Here is a 19,599-nt window from a genome sequence, read left to right on the forward strand (position 1 = left end):
TTCATGTACTTATATTAACAATCAAAACTCAAGGAAAATAGTCCTTAGTTAAATCAAACGACACTTCATGTCGTGTCGCTTATATCTCTGACCTGAAGGACAGAGTTTTACGCTCCATTTGATAAAAATTGACAGTTCACAGAAAAAAGCTCAGTCTAATTTACAAAATCATTCGAATACTTCATAACTCTGTGAACACGCGACTCTCTTGGTTTCAACAGTTTCAATCCAGTGCAATCATTATGTATTGCTTGCAAATTTGTATTGTTTTGAGTGGCACCACGCTCGGATTATATTTTCTCGGTTTTCATAGTTTTATTGTGCCCGTCACCTTAGGTGCGATTGCTACCGCGCTCACCGACTTTGATGACCGACTCAGCATCCGACTGCGTAATTTGCTCTATGTCTGCGTACTCTTCTTTAGTGTCAGTAGTATTTTAGATTTTCTCTATCCTTATAAGCTGCTGTTTATCTTGTATCTTTCACTGTCCAGTGCAGGATTTATTTTATTAGGAGCTTTGGGGCAACGCTATGCCACGATTTCTTTTGGCACGATTTTACTATCGATCTACACCATGTTCGGCTTGGGCGAATATGACATCTGGTATTTTCAACCCAGTTGCTTTGTTCTAGGGGCCTTATGGTATGGCTTCACCTCAATTCTTTTTTACCTTATTAAACCCACCCTACCCGTACAGGACAATCTCTCGCGTTGTTTTTTACAAATCGCCGAAGTACTGAATGCAAAAGCACGCTTATTTGACCCAGATAATGTCAACAATGTGGAACATTTACTGTATGAATTATCACTCAAAAACAGTGATGTCATCCCGAGTTTAAACACCACCAAAGCTTCTTTACTCACCCGTTTAAAAGCCTCAAGAGCCAATAAAAACACCATCTACTGGCTGAATTTATATTTCTTGGCACAAGATATTCACGAACAGGCCAATGCGAATTATTTACACTATGAACAAATTCATCAAAATTTTAGCCGTACCGATTTAATTTTCCGTTTTCAAAAAAATATTCGATTACAGGCGCAGGCTTGCCAACAGTTGGCCTACTGTATATTGCATCGGCAGCCCTATCAGCCTGATCCCATTACTGCGCAAGCACTGGCACATTTGCATGCCTCTTTGCAGGAGTGGATGACCAACAATCCGCAAAATATAGAAGTAAAAAACCTACAGCTGATCTTGAGTAATTTGGACAGTGTACAAGAACGCTTTTCGCATGTTCAGGATTTAGATCATTCACAGCAACAGGCCTATCAGCAGCATATTGATAACCTCAATTTACTTGATGACGATATTCATGGGTGGCATGATTTATGGCTCAAACTGAAACAGCATTTGAGTCCCGAATCTGCCTTATTTCGCCATGCCGTTCGCATCGCTTTTGTCTTTGCGATGGGCTATGCCATTTCGCTATTGCCCTTTGCTAAAAATGGCTACTGGATATTATTGACCAGTTTATTTGTCTGTCAGATGCGTTATTTTGCGACCAAAAGTCGTTTAAAAATGCGGACATTGGGAACCATATTAGGGGTCTTACTTGGCATTCCTATTTTGTATTTTGTGCCGAGTGTCGAAGGTCAATTGCTACTGACGATTATTTTTGGCGTGTGCTTTTTCTATCTGAGTGCCAAAAAATATGCCATGGCGACCCTCATGGCAACCTTAATGGTCTTGCTGATTTTTAATTTGAAAGGCGCAGGTTATGCGGTCATTTTACCGCGTATCGTTGATACCCTACTCGGCTGTTTTATTGCATGGTTTGCGGTGAATGTGATCTGGCCAGATTGGGACTTTCGCAATATTTCCAAGACCATTCAAAAAAGCTCTGCTGCGACCCTGCATTATTTTGATGCCGTAGTTGAGCAATATCTCCATGGGAAAACCAATAGCATTGATTATCGGCGTGCCCGTCGTTCAGCCCATAATGCTCAAACTGAATTGTCGAGCATGATTTCAAGTTTAAGTACCGAGCCTGAACCCGACCAAATTTTGATTCAACATGCTTTTCGCTATTTGGTCTATAGCCATAGTCAGCTCAGTTATATTTCGGCACTGGGGAGCCACCGTGAACAAGTACAAGACCAACAAGTCCTTGAACTACTGCAATGGTGTCAAAGCACCTTAGACGACGTCTTAATTCAGCAAAAACCGCTCAACCCTGAGAAAATTCAGCAAAAACTTTTCGAAATTCAAACACTCAGCACTGAAGAAATGCGGTCTAATCACCTACAACTGGTGCTCAAGCAGATCAGTTTATTATTAGAAACATTAGCCGAACTGATTCAGCTCAGAACACAGCTAATTCAGGCGGAAATTAAATAAAATCATTTGGGACTCTTGATGAAAATGCTTAGTTTCGGTCTTAAACGCCTCATATTAACCACGATTATGGCGACCTCATGTTTAGCTGCGTCTTCTGTTTTTGCAGCACCGACAGCACAAGATTTAAAGCGTATTCTGGAATGTCAGGCCGATTACGACACCTACCATGACACTTTACTCGACTATGAAAAGGTTCTAGGGCAATTGGGTTGGAAACGCCATGATGACCCACATCAACCGTTTATTTATATCTATAAAAATAAGCAGGCTGTAGAGTTTTTTGGCATGCCGACCCAAGAAATTGGCCTGTCTTCCAATGCAGTATTCGCAATCTATCGCCAAGCCGATGTGAAAAAACTTGCCCAAAAGTATGGCATTGAGCAGCATCCAATGTTTGCCAATATGCCGTTTTTCCGTGGTGAAAAAATCCTACGCACGGAAGCTGAAACGGATGATCTGCATGCCATCAATCACAAACTAAGCCTGTCTGAAATGACCGGAAAAAGCCCGATGATTTTACTCGGCTGTAACTATGAATTTGATCAGGGTTCAATTGAGGATGCCTTAGCGGATCTAGAAAATTAATCCGAGCAGATGACTCAGAATTAACTTTAAAAACATTTACTTAGATTCAATATGCGGATCAATTATTTCAACAGGAACGCTTCGTTCCTGCTGTGCTTTCAGGTACACTCAAGACTGAAATCACTTTGAATTTAGACTTCGCATGAATATCAAGACCTTACGCTTTGTAGGCCTACTCGAAGGCATCTCCTTTTTATTATTGTTGTTCATTGCTATGCCAATGAAGTACCTGATGGATAATCCAATATTGGTCAAATACGTCGGTATGGGACATGGCGTCTTGTTTATTGCCTTCTTGGTGGTGCTATTTGTGGTCTGTGAAAAGCAAAAATGGTCGCTTAGCGTATTTCTAATGGGCCTGATTGCATCGATTTTGCCTTTTGGCCCGTTCATTTTCGATCGCAAATTAAAAAATGCAGAACAACCTGCAACATCAAATTAAGACGGGATACAACAAATAAAAAAGCCCAATGTTGTTCTACACAGCATTGGGCTTTTTCTATAATGGCATGAACTCGAATTTAAAATTCACCCGACAATTGACGTTGTCGTATAATATCTCGCACCACCAAGCGTGGTAGGCTGAACCACAAGATAATGAGGGTAAAGCCTGCCAAACTATAGGCCCAAAGGCCAAAGTTTTCATATAGCACGCGCACGATTTCGATCACGGCAAAGAACGTCAGCATCATGATCACAGACACTGCCGCAGCCACTGTGCCCTTCGACATTTCAGACGACATTAAGGCAAAACGATAGAGCACAGAAAAGCTAATCCCTTCACCAAAACTGACCAAACTCATGCCGAGGATGAGCAATGTCAGAAAATAACTTTCAGTCATCGTCCCAATCACCACAAGGCTCGTCCCGAGTAACATCAATGGTAGCCCGATCATCACAGACTGACCTAGAGGCAGTTTGTCGATGATTTTAATCAGGACAATATTACCAAGGATCAGCCCGCCTAAAACAGGAAACTGTGCCATGCCGTATTGCATACTACTCAGTCCTAGCTTCTCCACCAATATGACTGGAGATAGCGCAATCCACAGCATCAGTGGCATTGCCACCATCGGTAGGCCCAGTGTCAACGCCAAAAAGCGTTTGTTTTTTAACACCTGTTTAAAGTCATCAATGATATAGCCCACCGGTTGCTTGGGGATGCTGATGTGCTGTGTCGGCATCTTGGCTTTTAAACCAAACCAACTCAGAAAAGATAGAAATGCGATTCCAATAAAGCCCCAATGCCATGACACGTGATCAATCATAAAGGCACCGAGGACAGGACCGATCAGTGGCGCCAGTAGTGAAATATTGGCCATGATCGCCATGACTTTGATGGCATCTCGCTCTTCAAAAGTTTCCTGAACAGCAGCATAGCCCACAGCTGAAATGACCGATAAACCAAAACCTTGTAAAAAACGCAAAGTTAAAAAGCTTTCGATATTATGCGTGAGCAATATCGCTAAACAGCATAAGCTAAAGAATGCCACACCACCCAACAAGACTTTTTTACGGCCTAATCGATCTGACAAAGGTCCTAAGATTGCAGCGACACAGGCACCACCCAATAAGTAAAATGACATCGACGAGGGTGCCCATGCACTACTCACACCAAACTCTTGGGTAATCGCAAGCATGGCGGGTTGGACTAAGTCGTTTCCGATATAGACAGAAAATTCAAATAAAACCAGTGCCAAGGGAAACATTAAGGTGGCACGACTTAATTTTGTGGTTTGTACGTTTTGCATTGTTATCTACATATCAAATATGTGCTGTCGAGCTTGAAATGACAAATAGGGAGAGACACTTCAGCCCAATGACGAGCACTGTAATATTAATTTTAAAAATGAATTTGCGGCTTATCCGCCATATGTGCGTCGTATTCACAAGACGCTAGATAGAGATAAAATGAACTTCAACGAACCGATCTGTCGGTTTGAGTCCGACTATTTTAACAGTGTTTGCTGGCGTTGTATTGGTCTTTTTAAACTACCGCTTTTATGGTTTTTCATTGTCTGCTTTTTGGATAAAGCGACCTTGTTTTAGGTCTTCATAGGCTTGCATGAATTCTGCAAAATGATTCATCACAAAATAACCTCGCCCATAGATGGGTTCATTTAAAGGCTGCGCCGATAAATACAACATGTGGCTATCTTCAACTGCCGTCAATTCGACATTTTCACCTCGGCTCGACATGACTGCCATATGCTGTGCATTTAACTGTTCATCTGTTTCAGTAAATTTCAGCTTGCCCGAACGTAAATACACAAGTGTGGTATCCCCTTCTTGTGCAGGCAGGGTGATGCTTTGATTTGCTCTGACAAAGACATCAAATACTTGTATAGGTGTATGTGTTTCTGCGGGGCCTTGGGCTGTTAAATATTGCCCTGCAATGACCCGTACATAACCTGCATCTTGGGCTAAATTGATCTTTGGAATACTGGCTTTGGCTAAGCTCTGATAGCGCGCAGGATTCATTTTATCTTTAGCAGGTAAATTGACCCACAATTGCAATATTTCAAATGCTCCGCCCTGCTGTGCAAAGGCTTGGCTAAAGACTTCTTCGTGTTGTATGCCTGAAGCAGCAGTCATCCACTGCACATCGCCCTCACCAATGACGCCACCGCCACCTGCCGTATCATGATGTTCGAGTTCGCCTTTAAACACTAATGTGACGGTTTCAAACCCTCGATGTGGATGTTCCAGCACGCCTTTTTTCAGTTTGGTTGGTTTCAGCACCCCAGGCCCTAAATGGTCGAGCAATAAAAAAGGCGAAACGGTATTGCCCAATTCATAATGGGAAAAAACTGAAGTCACTGGAGCAAAGTCACCGACAGGTGTGCCTGAATCATTGACGTGAATAAAAGCGAGGGTTTTCATCATACAATTGAAATCTGATCATGATTTGAATTCGGTTCAATATTATTAAAAACTATACGAACTCACGAGAATATTTTTAGGATTGAATATTCTATGTTTAGGATGAAAATTAAGATACGCGGAAACTCATCCGCAACTGTCCGAGTCAGGACACATTCAATATGTAAAGTTTCTGCGACCTACACAATTGAAGATGGTATTTGACGAGTTTTGCGGATGAAAGATGGTTTTGCTACTTTTGCCGAAACAAAAGTAGATACGAGCTCCAATCATCGAATTTAAAATGAAATGACCCCGTCATGCTGAACATTTAATAAGAAATTTAGACCTTAACTTTTTATAATTTAAGGACACTTCGCCGACTGGAAAGTCTTAGTATTTTTACCACGTTGGCACTGATATTCCTTTTGCGTATTTACACGCTGCCAGTCACCATCCACCAATCTAAAACTATAAATAGTACGAATTGATTTCACCGAATCATCCATCAAACCCGTTTCCGTCACTTTCACCTGCCCCGCATTTGGCGACTCGACACGGTTAAAGTACTGACGAATTTCCACAGTCGACAGCTCTTTACGTAAATCAGGACGTTCTTTTAATACCTGATCGAGTGGCGTAGCAGAAGAACCGACTTTAGACACAATTTTCTGCGTTGTCGCACAACCCGCCAACATCCCCACACACAATGCAGACACAGCAATTAAACGATACATAGAAGCAACTCAAATTTATTATTCAGACCTATCATGCCGAACATTTGTCCAAAACACTATTTAAGCAATGTAAAAGAAGTACCCCATTCCAAAAATCAATGTGTGGTCTCTCATCCATACGCGGCTAAAAAGGCGTGCTATAGCCAAAAAAAAACGCATCCGAAGATGCGTTTTCAATCGTCTTTAAAAAATTAAAGATCGAACAATTTACCTGGGTTCATAATCGCATTTGGATCGAATACTTTTTTCAATGCTTTCATATATTCGATTTCTTCTGCTGAACGTGTGTAATCGAGGTAAGGCTTTTTGGTCATACCCACGCCATGTTCTGCTGAAATTGAACCGTCATATTTTTTCACGGTTTCAAATACGTATTTGTTTACCACTTGGCATTTTGCAAAGAATTCATCTTTACTTAAATCCGCAGGTTTCAAAATATTTAAGTGCAAGTTACCGTCACCGATATGACCGAACCAGCAAATTTCAAAGTCTGGGTAGTTCGCTTCCACAATTGCATCAATTTCTTTAATAAATGCAGGAATATGTGTAATCAGAACTGAGATGTCATTTTTGTATGGTGTGAACGGTGCGATTGACTCTGAAATGTCTTCGCGTAAACGCCATAAGCTATGTACTTGGTCTAAGCTTTGGCTCATCACGCCATCCAGTACCCAACCTTGTTCCATGCAATGTTCAAAAATTTCCATTGCCGCATCCATGATCGGTTCAAATGGTGCTTCAAACTCAAGTAATACATAGAACGGACATGGTGTTTCAAACGGACGTTGCACATGACCATTGTCCAATACTTTTTGCATCGCAAGCTCACCAAAGAACTCAAATGCAGTCAGGTCGATTTTCTTTTGGAAGGCATGTAGAACAGGCATAATCGCATCAAAATCAGGCACACCGAGAACCAACACTTGTAAGTCATGGGGTTGACGTTCAAGTTTGATTTCAGCTTCAGTCACTAAACCTAGTGTACCTTCACCACCAATAAATAAGTGTTGAAGTGCATAACCAGTCGCGTTTTTGATCATGCCTTTGTTCAAGCGCAGGACGTCACCTTTACCTGTGACCACAGTCATGCCCAACACCCAGTTACGTGTCATACCGTATTTGATGACTTTAATACCACCGGCATTGGTACCAATGTTACCGCCAATTTGAGATGAACCTGAAGATGCAAAATCAACTGGGTAGTACATGCCTTGTTCTTCAGCATAGTTCTGAAGTTGTTCAGTCACCACGCCTGCTTGTACGCGTACCATCCGGTCAGCTGGGAAGAATTCCAAGATTTGGTTCATCTTGTCCATGCTCACCACGATTTCACCGTTGGCAGCCACAGCACCCGCAGATAAACCTGTACGACCGCCACTTGGTGTGATCGCTACATTAAATTGGTTGGCAAGTTTTACAATCTGTTGAACTTGTTCTGTGCTTGAAGGGAAAACGACGACCGACGGGTTTGGATCGAAGTGCTTAGTATGGTCACGACCCCAATTTTGGAGACTATCCGCATCGGTTTTAATTCGGCTTTCGCCAACAATAGCGGTCAATTGGGTTAATAACTCTGGGGTTAAAGCGACTGGAGCATTCATCGTTTTCAGACCTTGCAAGAAGTAAACAAGTTTTAAAGGTCCAGACCTGATTCAGTCAAAATTGCGGCATCCGCATATTTCAAGGGAAAAAGCCTGAAACTGAGTGCATCAAATAGGCCATGAATAGGCCATGATGATTTTGAGCGGCACCATTATAAGCTATAACTGGGCTTTTTTTGACAAAACCCAAAGAAAAACGTGATTTCAAAATGTCACGAGGAATATGACCAAGTTAATTAGAGCAAATCTAAAAAAATTGACTCATCATTCGCCAAAATAGCCATGACGTCGGTCATAAAGGAAATGTATATCAGGCGACTTCCTATGCTATTATATGCGCACTAAATTTGGCCTTTGTAGCGGAGCCGTAATGAGCCAACATCTTTCTTTACCTAAAGATAAAATTCGTTTCTTGTTGTTAGAAGGCGTTCACCAAAACGCAATCGACACTCTAAATGCTGCTGGATACACCAACATTGATTACCGTAAAACTGCGCTTGAGGGTGAAGCGTTGAAAGAAGCGGTTAAAGATGCTCACTTCATTGGTATTCGTTCACGTACTCAATTAACTGAAGAAGTTTTTGAAGCGGCGAACAAACTGATTGCTGTGGGTTGTTTCTGTATCGGTACAAACCAAGTGAACTTAAATGCTGCAATGATTCGCGGTATTCCAGTATTTAACGCACCATACTCAAATACGCGTTCAGTTGCTGAACTAGTACTTGCTGAAGCGATTCTATTACTTCGTGGTGTTCCTGCAAAATCTGCTTCAACTCACCGTGGTGGTTGGAACAAGTCTGCAGTCGGTTCATTTGAAACTCGTGGTAAAACTTTAGGTATTGTTGGTTACGGTTCGATTGGCTCGCAACTTTCTGTACTTGCTGAAAGTTTAGGTATGCACGTAATTTATTACGATGCCGTAACTAAACTTCCAATGGGTAATGCACGTCAAGTCGGTTCTATGGGTGAACTTCTTGCCAATGCAGACGTCGTATCTCTACACGTTCCAGACGTTCCATCAACTCGCAACTTCTTCGGCAAAGACCAATTTGCTCAAATGAAAGAAGGCGCAATCTTCCTAAATGCTGCACGTGGTACATGTGTAATCATTGAAGACCTAGCTGATGCGATCAAATCTGGTCACATTGCAGGTGCTGCGGTTGACGTATTCCCGAAAGAACCTAAAGCAAACGGTGAAGAATTCGTTTCTCCACTTCGTGGCTTAGACAACGTGATTTTGACTCCTCACGTGGGTGGTTCAACCATGGAAGCGCAAGCGAACATCGGTCTAGAAGTGGCTGAAAAATTCGTTGCTTACTCTGATAAAGGTATGACTTTATCTGCAGTGAACTTCCCAGAAATCGCGTTACCGTTGACTGAAGGTAAACACCGTTTACTTCACATTCACAAAAACGTGCCGGGCGTTCTTTCAAAAATCAACAACTTGTTTGCTGAACACGGTATCAACATCTCTGGTCAGTCTTTAATGACTAAAGGTGATGTCGGTTACTTAGTGATGGACGTTGACGCAACTGCTTCTAAAGAAGCATTGGATACACTTCACGAAGTTGAAGGTACAATCCGAGTTCGTGTATTGTTCTAATCGCATTAGACACTGAAGCCACAGCCTTCGGGCTGTGGTTTTTTTATTGTTATAAACTTTTAAAATCTGGCTAGTGCCACTCTCCCGCTCTTCGAGTCATCGAAACAAATTTAGTTTATGCCAAATTTTAAAGTTGCACCGGCTGTCCAAGCACCGCTGATCTTGCTTATTGCCATGATCAGCATGCAAAGCAGCGGTTCATTTGCCAAATATCTTTTCGGTCAATTTCCCATACTGACCGTCTCGGCCATGCGTTTAATGCTAGGCGCTTTGATTTTGGCGATTATTTTTAAAGTTTGGCAGATCAATTTTAAACAAGTGAAATGGTCGTCGATCCTCAGCTATGGCTGTGCCTTAGCAGGGATGAATGTATTATTTTACTTGTCGATTGATCGTCTCCCGCTCGGCATTGCCGTCTCTTTTGAATTTATTGGCCCGCTCAGTGTCGCACTATTTGCTGCACGCCGAAAATTTGACTTTATTTGGGTCGGACTGGCTATTTTAGGCCTTATCCTACTTTTTCCTTTTGACCAAGCTGCACAAAGACTTGATCCCGTTGGCATTGCCCTCGCCCTTGGTGCAGGTGCCTGCTGGGCACTCTATATCGTGGCAGGTCAGAAACCTTCTGGCGTTTCAGGCAACCATACAGTTTGTTTAGGTATGTTTGTCGGCATGTGTATGCTTATGCCGATTGCATTATTTGTAGGGATTCCTGCGCATGCCTTTGAACCGATGAGTCTCCTCTATTTTCTTGCTTTAGCCACCTTGGCCAGTGCCATCCCCTTTAGCTTAGAAATGATTGCACTCCGCAATTTAACGGCGCTCAGTTTCGGAACGCTTATGAGCCTAGAACCTGCAATTGCAGCACTCTCTGGTTTTGTCTTTTTAAATGAACAATTACTTTGGACCCAGTGGTTAGCCCTTGCTGTCATTATCTGTGCCTCGATTGGGTGTACCTATACCACGCAAAAAGCCAAAGCCATTTAAATTCAAAATATGTTCCCATGACAATGGATGAACTACATGAATCTCAGACTCAATTTTTTGAATTCAAATTGAATCATGACGTGCTCAGTCCTGCTCTTACATCAGCCGAGCCATAGAATTTTAAATTCAAAATCCATCATGATTTGATCAAATGTTAAAATTCACTCAATTGTCAGCATTACCCGCTATACTGTACTGATTCAAAAATAGGGCTTAACACCGCCCAACAACTGTGTGCCACATGCCAAATTCACAACTTCTTGCTGTCGTTTTCATGGTGCTCTCCATGATCTCCTATCAGATCAGTGCTTCCTTTGCCAAACAACTGTTTTTGGTACTAGATCCACTGAGCGTGACCATTTTAAGGCTGTGTTTTGCCTCGATTATTATTTGTTTGATGTTTCGCTCTTGGCACATTTTAAAACGACTTTCATTTTTAAAATGGCGTGATTTACTCTGCTATAGCGCAGCCCTGTGCCTCATGAATGTCTTATTCTATATGTCACTGGGCAAACTCCCTCAAGGCATTGCCGTTGGACTGGAGTTTATTGGGCCGCTAGGTTTGGCGCTGCTGTCGATAAAAAATCGTAGCGACTATATCTGGGTATTTTTGGCGATCTTAGGGATTGCGTTGATGGTGCCTTGGGGACAGGCTCAAAGCGGCAATTTCTCACTGATTGGTGCAGCTTGTGCATTGGCTGCCGGACTCTGTTGGGCCTTTTATATTTATTTCGGGCAAAAAGTGGTACACCAAAATATTGGCATGCATGCACTGACCATTGCCATTAGTTTATCGGCATTGACCTTATTACCTATCGGCCTCTATAACAACGCAGCAGCTTTAATGGACACACAATATTGGCCTAAAGCACTGTTGATTGCCATTTTAGCCACAGCGATTCCCTATGCCCTAGACCTCAAAGCCTTAAAGATTCTAAGCAAGCTGAGTTATGGCACATTGTCGAGTATCTCACCTGCTTTGGCAGCTATTACGGGTATGGTTTTATTGGGAGAACGTATCGGCATGTGGCAATGGATCGCACTGCTGTGTATTATGCTCGCCTCAGTCGGGGTGACGATGCGTTCCTCTAAATCGGAAACAGCCAACTAAATTTTTAAAGGCAAAATAGTTAAATAAAAATGGCGGGATTGCCGCCATTTTTCAACACCTTGTCTAAGAACTCCTACATCTAAGCTTTTAAATACAAGGCTTTTAAATACAAGGTTCGAAAAAGTCTAGCTTCTATAAAGGACTTAACCAGTCAGGCTGTCTTTATCTGCTTTTTTATATTTTTTATACTCGGCTAAGTATTGTTTAGCCAAAGCTTCTTTTTGCTTATCATCCAATATTTTACCGGCTTGTTGAAAGAAACCGTGTTCCTCTTCCTGTAAATGATGATGCACAGTTTCTGAAAGTTTTTTGGCAATGGCCAGCCAGCCCGGATTGCTAAATTCAGTCTCAGTCAACTGCTCTAAAAGTTCGTCCATTTCATGATGTTCAGCCAAGGCATGACGGGTAATATTCAGCCCCGAATCGGTCATCATTAACGGGATGTAAAAATAACGATCTTCGCCAACAGCATGAGCAAATAACTCATTTTTGAGCAGCTCAAATAAATCTCGACGCTCAGGTGTATCCCCTGATGTTTGAATGAGTTTTTCAGCAAGTTCACGTTGCTTTTCATGACTTTGGCGTAAAGCTTCAAATATATTCATTGTAGTGATGACCTCTGATGCTTAGCTAATTGTGTATTATGAAATTTAATTATTATCCACAACTCAAACGAGTCGCTTATTTTCATACTAATCATTTCATCGACAGAATTCAGCAACGCTCTGTTAAGATTTGTTTTAAGCTTGTCCCGTAAAGGTTTGATAACCCAACCGTACAATCAAAATACTCACCAAAATCAAAAATAGAATTCGAATAAAGCCACTACCGTATTTAATTGCCGCACGTACACCAACGATCGAGCCTAAAATATTTGCTACAGCCATCATTAAGCCTATCGCAAATAACACATGGCCAGTGGGCGCAAAAAAACTCAGTGCTGCAAGGTTGGTGGTTAAGTTGGCGACTTTTGACAAAGCAGAGGCATGCAAAAAGTCTGCTTGTAGATAACGAATAAAAAAGAAGATAAAGAAACTGCCCGTGCCAGGCCCAAAGATACCGTCATAAAAACCAATTACCAGACTACCAAGAGCGGCAAGACCGAGAATTTTAGGGGTCAGTTCTTGGCGTACATGCATCTGACCAAATTGTTTTTTGGCAAAGGTATAGATCGCAATCACGATCAACATGACCAAAACAAAAGGACGTAAGACTTCTTTAGGAATCATTGATACACAGGCTGCTCCCACAAAAGAAGCAACAAATGCACAGCTTGCAATGACCGCAAGTAATTTCCAACGGAGTTTGACTTGGCGTAAAAAAGAATAGGACGCTGAAGCCGTACCAAAGATCGAAGACAACTTATTGGTGCCAAACACCGTCGCCGGAGATAAGTGCGGCATGGCATTCATAATGGCTGGAATTTGAATTAATCCTCCGCCCCCCACTGCTGCATCAATTGCACCGGCAAAAAATGCAAAAAATAAGAGGCTTAAAATAATTTCAATTTCCATAATTTGGCTTCAGTGGCTGTTGATGACTATTCAAGATTTAATACACGTTTTGGTACTAAGCGCTTACGATCGGTAATTTCCGCTAGACCTAAGCAACGTTCCCCATCAAATACCAAAACCTGCGCTTCCGCAGCATGCTCAATATTACTTTCCATTCCACGACTAAAATATTCAGCTCGACCTTCCGGCGCTTGCACTTTGCAGAAATGATCGACGGGTGAATACACCGGCAGCAATAATGCTTCACGCTCCGCTTCGGTCAAGCTTTCCAAATATTCAATGGTGTAAGTTGGATTGAGGTCAAAATGCCCTGTTTGCGTACGGTGTAGATAGGTCAAATGTCCAAAAGTACCCAATGCTTTGGCAATATCTTCGCCTAAAACACGAATATATGTGCCTTTGGAACAGGTGATGTCGAGTGTAATACTATTCTCATTAAATGATAATAACTCGATGGCATAAATCGAAATTGGACGTGCTTCACGCTCTATTTCTATGCCTTTACGCGCCAACTCGTACAGCGGGCGACCTTCTTTTTTCAGCGCAGAATACATCGGTGGAATTTGTTGAATATCCCCTACAAATTGCGCCAAGACATTTTGAATATTTTCTTCAGTCAATGTTGGAACAGCTTGCTCTAATAGTATTTCACCTTCCACATCACCCGTCGTGGTACTGTGTCCTAAAAAGACGGTGGTTTTATAACGTTTAGTCGAATCCAATAAAAAATGCGAAAACTTTGTTGCTTCACCTAAGCAAATTGGTAATAAACCTGAGGCTAATGGATCTAGCGCACCTGTATGTCCTGCTTTTTGTGCTCGATACAACCAACGCACTTTTTGTAATGCAGCATTCGAGCTAATGCCCAAAGGCTTATTTAATAAAAATACACCATGTACTGGACGACGCTGAATCTTAGGAGAAGCTTTTTTCATGACTAAAATAGGGCAAAAAGAGAACTGCGCCATGGTATCAATCCATGCTAAGCGTTTACAACTTTTCTATGTTTTTATCATTCTTTTATGTCATATTGAGTTCGCATTTAGAACTCTAAAACAATTAAAAACGGAATAAAGGTGCATTGGGATATGCAAAAAAATAAACTTTGGCTCATCATTGCCTTGGTCGTTATCGCAGTTGCTGCATTCATATATTGGCTTGCGCCAAAAGCATCACAAAATGATCCTTCAGATCAATCGATTCAACAACAAAATACGCCTTTAGCTCAGGGCGAAACCGCTACGGCTCAAGCAACAAGCGGTTCTTCGCTGCTCAGTCCAAGTCAACAAGACACGGAAGTTAACTGTCAAATCAGTATGGATGGTTCAAACCGTTTGATCGTGAATGAACAAACACGGAATTGCTTTGAATATTTCATTACTCAGTATGGTGAAAAGTCGATAGATCAAATTAAAAAGGATTTTAAAGCCTATATTGCACAAGGTCATAAAGAACCGGCGCTGTCCCAAATTTATGATTTGTGGGATCGTTATATGAAATATCGTGAACAGTTAGGTCATTTACAGCCACCAAGCGACGACAAAGAATCACCACAATACTATCGCTCGATCTACAGCAGCACCCAGAATTTAAGAAAACAGTTCTTTTCTGATTATGAAATTGAAGGTTTATTTGGCAAGGAAAATACTTATCACGAATACACCCTAAAACGTATGGAAGTGGTGAATGACAAAAAACTGTCTGAATCAGAAAAAGCCAAAAAACTAAAAGCTCTGTTTGATGAGCTCCCAGAAGACTGGAAAGAAAATCTGGAACAAATCAATAAACTTGAAGATTTACGCAAACTCACAGCGGACATTAAAGCCCGTGGTGGTTCAAGCGAAGAAATCCATCAAATGCGGTTAAATTTAGTTGGTCCAGAAGCCACTCAGCGCCTTGAAAATCTAGACACCCAGCGCAGCTCTTGGAAATCTAGTGTGAATCAATATCTCACAGAGCGTGACAGTATTGTGAAAAGCAATATGAGTGACAGCGCTAAACAACAAGCAGTACAGCAGCTCCGTAATCAACATTTTAAATCGAAGGAAGATCAGCTCCGCGTCAGTACCTTTGAATCTGTGCATGATCAGGGTGGAAAATTACCTTTCGCAGAATAAGTGCAAATAACAATTTAAAAATAACTTCAATTTCAGGATGAAATGATGAAAAAATCACAAGCTCTTTTATGCGCAATCATCGCTGCCTCAGCAGCTGCCGCAACCTCACAGTCCCAAGCTGCAGCTGGACTTCAACATGTCACCGCCAATAGCTCGGCAAGCTATGCTAAGACCAAATACCCGATTGTATTTACCCATGGCATGTTCGGGTTTACTCGCATTGGCTTTGACAGCTTTGGCATGGATTATTTTTATCAAATTTTGCCGGATTTAGCCCGCAACGGTGCCAATACCTTTGCTGCCCAAGTTTCACCGCTAGAGTCGACAGAAGTCCGTGGTGAGCAATTGCTCTCTCAAGTCGAAGAAGTTCTTGCTCTGACCGGCCAACCCAAAGTGAACCTCATTGGTCATTCACATGGTGGACCGACAACTCGCTACATTGCAGCGATCAAACCTGAATATGTGGCTTCGGTGACTGGGGTTGCAGGCACTTATCGTGGCTCTCTAGTCGCAGATAAAATCCAAGCGAATAAAACTATTAACTCAGTCTTTGGAGTCCTTGGCGATCAACTCTTAGCACCGATTATTACTTGGGCTGAAGGCAACTCTAGTCTACCTAACAGTGTTGATGCATCACTTACCGCGATCAGTGAAAAAGGTTCGGCTGAATTTAATGCAAAATTTCCAACCGCAGCACTAGCAGCGAACTGTAATCAATCGGGTGCCAAAGTCGACAATGGCGTGTATTACTACTCATGGACGGGTACAGCGCAAACCACGAATGTATTAGATGTATTAGATACGGTCATTAGTCAGCTTGCCCCTTTGGTCTATGGAAATCGTGACAATGACGGTTTGGTTGGACGCTGTAGTACTCACATCGGACAAGTAATCCGTGACGACTACAATCACAACCACTTAGATGAAGTAAATATGGTCTTTGGTCTACGCAGCCTATTTTCACCTGACCCAGTTGCGCTCTACCGCCAACATGCCAATCGTTTAAAATTACAGGGTCTGTAACCTCAAAAGTTGGTTCCCTTTCAGCACTGAAAAGGATGCCTTTAAGCGTCCTTTTTTGTTTACAATGTTTTTATTTGTAAGTATTAAACAAGCTAATTCAATAAGTTATTAAATCATAACAACTAAAATAAATAGCAAAAATAAAAGACGAATGTATATAAATATACTTGTCACCTCAACGCCGCCCATGTCCTAAAATGACATGGAATTTCAAACCGAGCATGAAAAAATGGCAAGGCATCTTTGTCTATTCAAACTCTCTAAAATCAAAGATATGGCCTGGCCAGTCACAAAGATGTTGCTTAAAAACAGAGAGTATTTTCATGATTAAAAAGTAATAAAAACAACATCAGATCAAGGAACATTTATGCGATCTTTAGTAAACACGGCCAAGATGGCCTCTGTAGCTGCAGTTGCAGGCTTAGCGATGAGTATATCGGCAAGCACTCAAGCTGCGCCTAGCGTCCTCCAGGTGAAGGAAACGGCAAAATCGGACTACGCAAAAACCAAATATCCAATTTTAATGGTGCATGGTTGGCTCGGTTGGTCACGTATCGGTACCGACACCATCGGACTAGATTATTGGTACCAAATCTTGCCAGATATGGCACGAAATGGCTCAACCGTATTCGCAGCGCAATTATCTCCTGCAAATACTACAGCACATCGTGGTGAGCAGTTAATTGCACAAGTTGAAGATGTTTTGGCTATTACAGGGAAACCAAAACTTAACTTAATTGGTCACTCTCATGGTGGTCCAACTGTATTGTATGTTGCTCAAACAAAACCACAGTACATTGCGTCTATTACAGGTGTTGCAGGTACCTATCACGGCTCTAAAGTAGCGGATGATATTCAAGGCAACTCACTTTCTCGCACTGCCTTCAATATTTTAGGTGATTATATTGTCGGCCCACTGATTGCTTTAGGTCAGGCAAAACCTGAGCTTGAAATTGATTTCGATGCTTCTATGAAATCATTATCACAAACAGGTTCTGCTGCATTTAACAGTACAGTTGCAAAATCTGCTATAGCTGACGGTGTTTTGGCATCTTCAGAAAATTGCAGTAAGAACTTGAAGCAAGTCGACAGCAAAGGCATCCAATACTATTCATGGACGGGTGTTGCGCAAACCACAAATCTACTTGATATCGATACGATCCTGATGCAACTCGGACCATTGTCTTACGGCAATAAAGACAATGACGGCATGGTTGCACGTTGTAGTGCTTATATCGGTAAAGTCATTAACGATAGCTACAAACTTAACCATACCGATTTAGCCAATATGATGTTTGGCTTAACAGGGCTATTTGCACAAGATCCTGTGGCGCTGTACCGTCAACATGCAAACCGTTTAAAACTGCAAGGACTTTAATTCTTATCGTTGAAGTTTAAATGCAATAAGGGGGCTTCGGCCCTCTTATTTACTTTTATAGATCTGAAAATTCATGATCGTTTATTTTGTTACATTTAGCGTCACAGTTAATCTTTTTCAATTTGCAACAGGTGGTCTTTATTGCTTTATTAGAAGTGACAATAAATATTGTCATAAAACAATAATACATTGAGGATCGCTCATGAAATACGGACCATTTTTAGCAGGTTTAATTGCAGCTACATGCATCGGTAATGTATCTGCATCGCAAGCAACCCAAGTCACCGCCAAAGCTAGTTCTAGCTATGCAAAGACCAAATATCCAATCGTATTTAACCATGGTATGGGTGGTTTTATTACCGTTGGTACGGACTCATTTGGACTCGACTATTGGTATCAAATCCTTCCTGATCTTGCTCGAAATGGTGCAAATGTTTGGGCAACTCGCGTATCGCCTTTTAACTCTACCGAAGTGCGTGGCGAACAGCTTCTACAACAAGTCCTTGAAATCCGAGCACTCACTGGTGCAGATAAAGTGAATTTAATTGGACATAGCCATGGTGGACCAACGATTCGTTATGTTGCCGGTGTTCGCCCAGATGTCGTGGCTTCATTAACCAGTGTTGCAGGACCTCATCAAGGCTCCCCTGTTGCAGACTTAATTTTAAAAGCTGAAGGCACCGCTGTGGAAGCACCCTTGGTTGGAGCTGTGAATTTTGTCTCTAAAGCCATCGTTTGGGCGCAAGGTCTAGATCCAAAGACTTACCCTCATGACGCATTGGCAGGTGGTTCAAGTTTAACGCTAGCGGGTTCTGCAAAGTACAATGCCGCATTCCCTCTGGGCTTGCCTAAATCCAATTGTGCTGATGGCAATAGCGTGGAAAAAGGCATTTATAACTATTCATTTACAGGTGTGGGCCAAATCACCAATATTTTAGATTTAGACTCAGCCCTAAAAGTGACCGCATTACTGATCGATGGCGGAAAAGACAATGATGGCCTCGTATCACGCTGTAGTGCCAAATTTGGTAAAACCATTCGTGATAACTACAACTGGAACCATTTAGATGAAGTTAACCAAGTGCTTGGTCTCAAAGCGCTATTTGCACCAGATCCTGTCGATGTTTATCGTCAACATGCAAACCGCCTAAAATCTCAAGGTTTATAATTTTCTTTCTTGCATAAAAAAATGCGCCAAAAGGCGCATTTTTTACAGCGTTGTAAAACAAATTATTTTGCTTTACGAGCTGGTAATTTTTCACGAATACGTGCAGCTTTACCAGACAATTCACGTAGGTAGTAAAGTTTAGCACGACGAACGTCACCTCGACGTTTCACTTCGATACCAGCAACGATTGGTGAGTGAGTTTGGAATACACGCTCAACACCGAAACCGCTAGAAATTTTACGTACTGTGAACGCAGAGTTCAAACCACGATTTTTCTTAGCAATTACAACACCTTCAAATGCCTGAAGACGTTCACGCTCACCTTCTTTTACTTTAACTTGAACAACTACTGTGTCACCAGGAGCAAAAGCAGGGATGTCTTGTTTCAACTGTGCATTTTCAACAGCTTGTACTAAAGGATGTTTACCGCTCATGGGGTATCTCCGATTATGCGAGTTAGAAGAGGTCTAATCATCGCTGGGGCTAGAGGCTAAAGCGCATAGACCCGATTGACTTTCCCTTTATGCTTGACCGCTTCAATGCATAAAGAGCCTAATATAAGATTTAAAAA

At 41.8% G+C, this 19,599-nt stretch carries 18 protein-coding genes; 10 read left to right on the forward strand and 8 right to left on the reverse strand.

Translation table 11 applies throughout. The annotated features are described in order from the left end of the window. The first annotated feature begins 191 nt into the window (after positions 1–191). The 3 genes from yccS (at position 192) to FTU36_RS06965 (ending at position 3,369) form a co-directional block, all read left to right on the forward strand. The gene (gene yccS, locus FTU36_RS06955; RefSeq protein WP_373683889.1) at positions 192–2,342 is read left to right on the forward strand and encodes a YccS family putative transporter; all 2,151 of its coding nucleotides are present in this window, start codon (positions 192–194) and stop codon (positions 2,340–2,342) included. 18 nt (positions 2,343–2,360) lie between these two features. Further along, positions 2,361–2,927: a hypothetical protein gene (locus tag FTU36_RS06960; RefSeq protein WP_180003397.1), complete on the forward strand. Its 567-nt coding sequence runs from the start codon at positions 2,361–2,363 to the stop codon at positions 2,925–2,927. A gap of 142 nt (positions 2,928–3,069) precedes the next feature. After that, positions 3,070–3,369 (forward strand): DUF3817 domain-containing protein, encoded by a 300-nt coding sequence (locus tag FTU36_RS06965; protein WP_078189335.1) that lies wholly within the window; start codon positions 3,070–3,072, stop codon positions 3,367–3,369. 79 nt (positions 3,370–3,448) lie between these two features. On the opposite strand, the gene FTU36_RS06970 is transcribed toward FTU36_RS06965, so the two are convergent. The 4 genes from FTU36_RS06970 to FTU36_RS06985 all read right to left on the reverse strand — a co-directional run bounded on the left by FTU36_RS06970 (position 3,449) and on the right by FTU36_RS06985 (position 8,127). Continuing rightward, the gene (locus tag FTU36_RS06970) at positions 3,449–4,678 is read right to left on the reverse strand and encodes an MFS transporter (protein WP_180117203.1); all 1,230 of its coding nucleotides are present in this window, start codon (positions 4,676–4,678) and stop codon (positions 3,449–3,451) included. 250 nt (positions 4,679–4,928) lie between these two features. Continuing rightward, positions 4,929–5,810 (reverse strand): pirin family protein, encoded by an 882-nt coding sequence (locus tag FTU36_RS06975; RefSeq protein ID WP_180117274.1) that lies wholly within the window; start codon positions 5,808–5,810, stop codon positions 4,929–4,931. A 344-nt stretch (positions 5,811–6,154) separates the two neighbouring features. Further along, positions 6,155–6,526, reverse strand: coding sequence for a hypothetical protein (locus FTU36_RS06980; protein ID WP_078192499.1), 372 nt, complete (start codon positions 6,524–6,526; stop codon positions 6,155–6,157). A 191-nt stretch (positions 6,527–6,717) separates the two neighbouring features. Then, the gene (locus tag FTU36_RS06985) at positions 6,718–8,127 is read right to left on the reverse strand and encodes an FAD-binding oxidoreductase (RefSeq protein WP_180117205.1); all 1,410 of its coding nucleotides are present in this window, start codon (positions 8,125–8,127) and stop codon (positions 6,718–6,720) included. 370 nt (positions 8,128–8,497) lie between these two features. Here FTU36_RS06985 and serA point away from each other — a divergent pair, with 370 nt between their 5' ends. From serA to FTU36_RS07000, 3 genes are all read left to right on the forward strand, one after another. Beyond that, entirely contained in the window at positions 8,498–9,730 is a 1,233-nt protein-coding gene (serA, locus tag FTU36_RS06990) for a phosphoglycerate dehydrogenase (RefSeq protein WP_078192852.1), read from the forward strand. Positions 9,731–9,847: 117 nt separating this feature from the next. Continuing rightward, the gene (locus tag FTU36_RS06995; protein WP_180012356.1) at positions 9,848–10,717 is read left to right on the forward strand and encodes an EamA family transporter; all 870 of its coding nucleotides are present in this window, start codon (positions 9,848–9,850) and stop codon (positions 10,715–10,717) included. 241 nt (positions 10,718–10,958) lie between these two features. Then, positions 10,959–11,828, forward strand: coding sequence for a DMT family transporter (locus FTU36_RS07000; protein ID WP_180008737.1), 870 nt, complete (start codon positions 10,959–10,961; stop codon positions 11,826–11,828). Positions 11,829–11,971: 143 nt separating this feature from the next. On the opposite strand, the gene FTU36_RS07005 is transcribed toward FTU36_RS07000, so the two are convergent. The 3 genes from FTU36_RS07005 to truB form a co-directional block, all read right to left on the reverse strand. After that, positions 11,972–12,433, reverse strand: coding sequence for a hemerythrin domain-containing protein (locus FTU36_RS07005; protein WP_180026083.1), 462 nt, complete (start codon positions 12,431–12,433; stop codon positions 11,972–11,974). 135 nt (positions 12,434–12,568) lie between these two features. Beyond that, positions 12,569–13,342, reverse strand: a complete 774-nt coding sequence (locus FTU36_RS07010; RefSeq protein ID WP_180111790.1) for a TSUP family transporter — start codon at positions 13,340–13,342, stop codon at positions 12,569–12,571. A gap of 26 nt (positions 13,343–13,368) precedes the next feature. Continuing rightward, positions 13,369–14,277 carry a tRNA pseudouridine(55) synthase TruB gene (gene truB, locus FTU36_RS07015; RefSeq protein WP_180021670.1) on the reverse strand — a complete coding sequence of 303 codons (909 nt, stop codon included), beginning with the start codon at positions 14,275–14,277 and terminating at the stop codon, positions 13,369–13,371. 153 nt (positions 14,278–14,430) lie between these two features. On the opposite strand from truB, the gene FTU36_RS07020 reads away from it, so the two are divergent. The 4 genes from FTU36_RS07020 (at position 14,431) to FTU36_RS07035 (ending at position 19,028) form a co-directional block, all read left to right on the forward strand. Then, positions 14,431–15,459 (forward strand): lipase secretion chaperone, encoded by a 1,029-nt coding sequence (locus FTU36_RS07020; protein ID WP_180117207.1) that lies wholly within the window; start codon positions 14,431–14,433, stop codon positions 15,457–15,459. A 45-nt stretch (positions 15,460–15,504) separates the two neighbouring features. Continuing rightward, on the forward strand, positions 15,505–16,482 hold the full coding sequence (locus tag FTU36_RS07025; RefSeq protein ID WP_180117209.1) for a triacylglycerol lipase: 978 nt from the start codon (positions 15,505–15,507) through the stop codon (positions 16,480–16,482). A gap of 367 nt (positions 16,483–16,849) precedes the next feature. Beyond that, positions 16,850–17,860 carry a triacylglycerol lipase gene (locus tag FTU36_RS07030; RefSeq protein WP_180117212.1) on the forward strand — a complete coding sequence of 337 codons (1,011 nt, stop codon included), beginning with the start codon at positions 16,850–16,852 and terminating at the stop codon, positions 17,858–17,860. A gap of 202 nt (positions 17,861–18,062) precedes the next feature. Then, a complete protein-coding gene (locus FTU36_RS07035; protein ID WP_180117214.1) occupies positions 18,063–19,028 on the forward strand; it encodes a triacylglycerol lipase in 966 nt (321 codons plus the stop codon). Between the two features lie 62 nt (positions 19,029–19,090). On the opposite strand, the gene rplS is transcribed toward FTU36_RS07035, so the two are convergent. Further along, entirely contained in the window at positions 19,091–19,462 is a 372-nt protein-coding gene (gene rplS / locus FTU36_RS07040) for a 50S ribosomal protein L19 (protein ID WP_078189351.1), read from the reverse strand. Between the last annotated feature and the right edge of the window lie 137 nt (positions 19,463–19,599).

It is taken from the genome of Acinetobacter sp. YH12096 (genome assembly GCF_013419215.1).
GTDB classification, from domain to species: domain Bacteria; phylum Pseudomonadota; class Gammaproteobacteria; order Pseudomonadales; family Moraxellaceae; genus Acinetobacter; species Acinetobacter amyesii.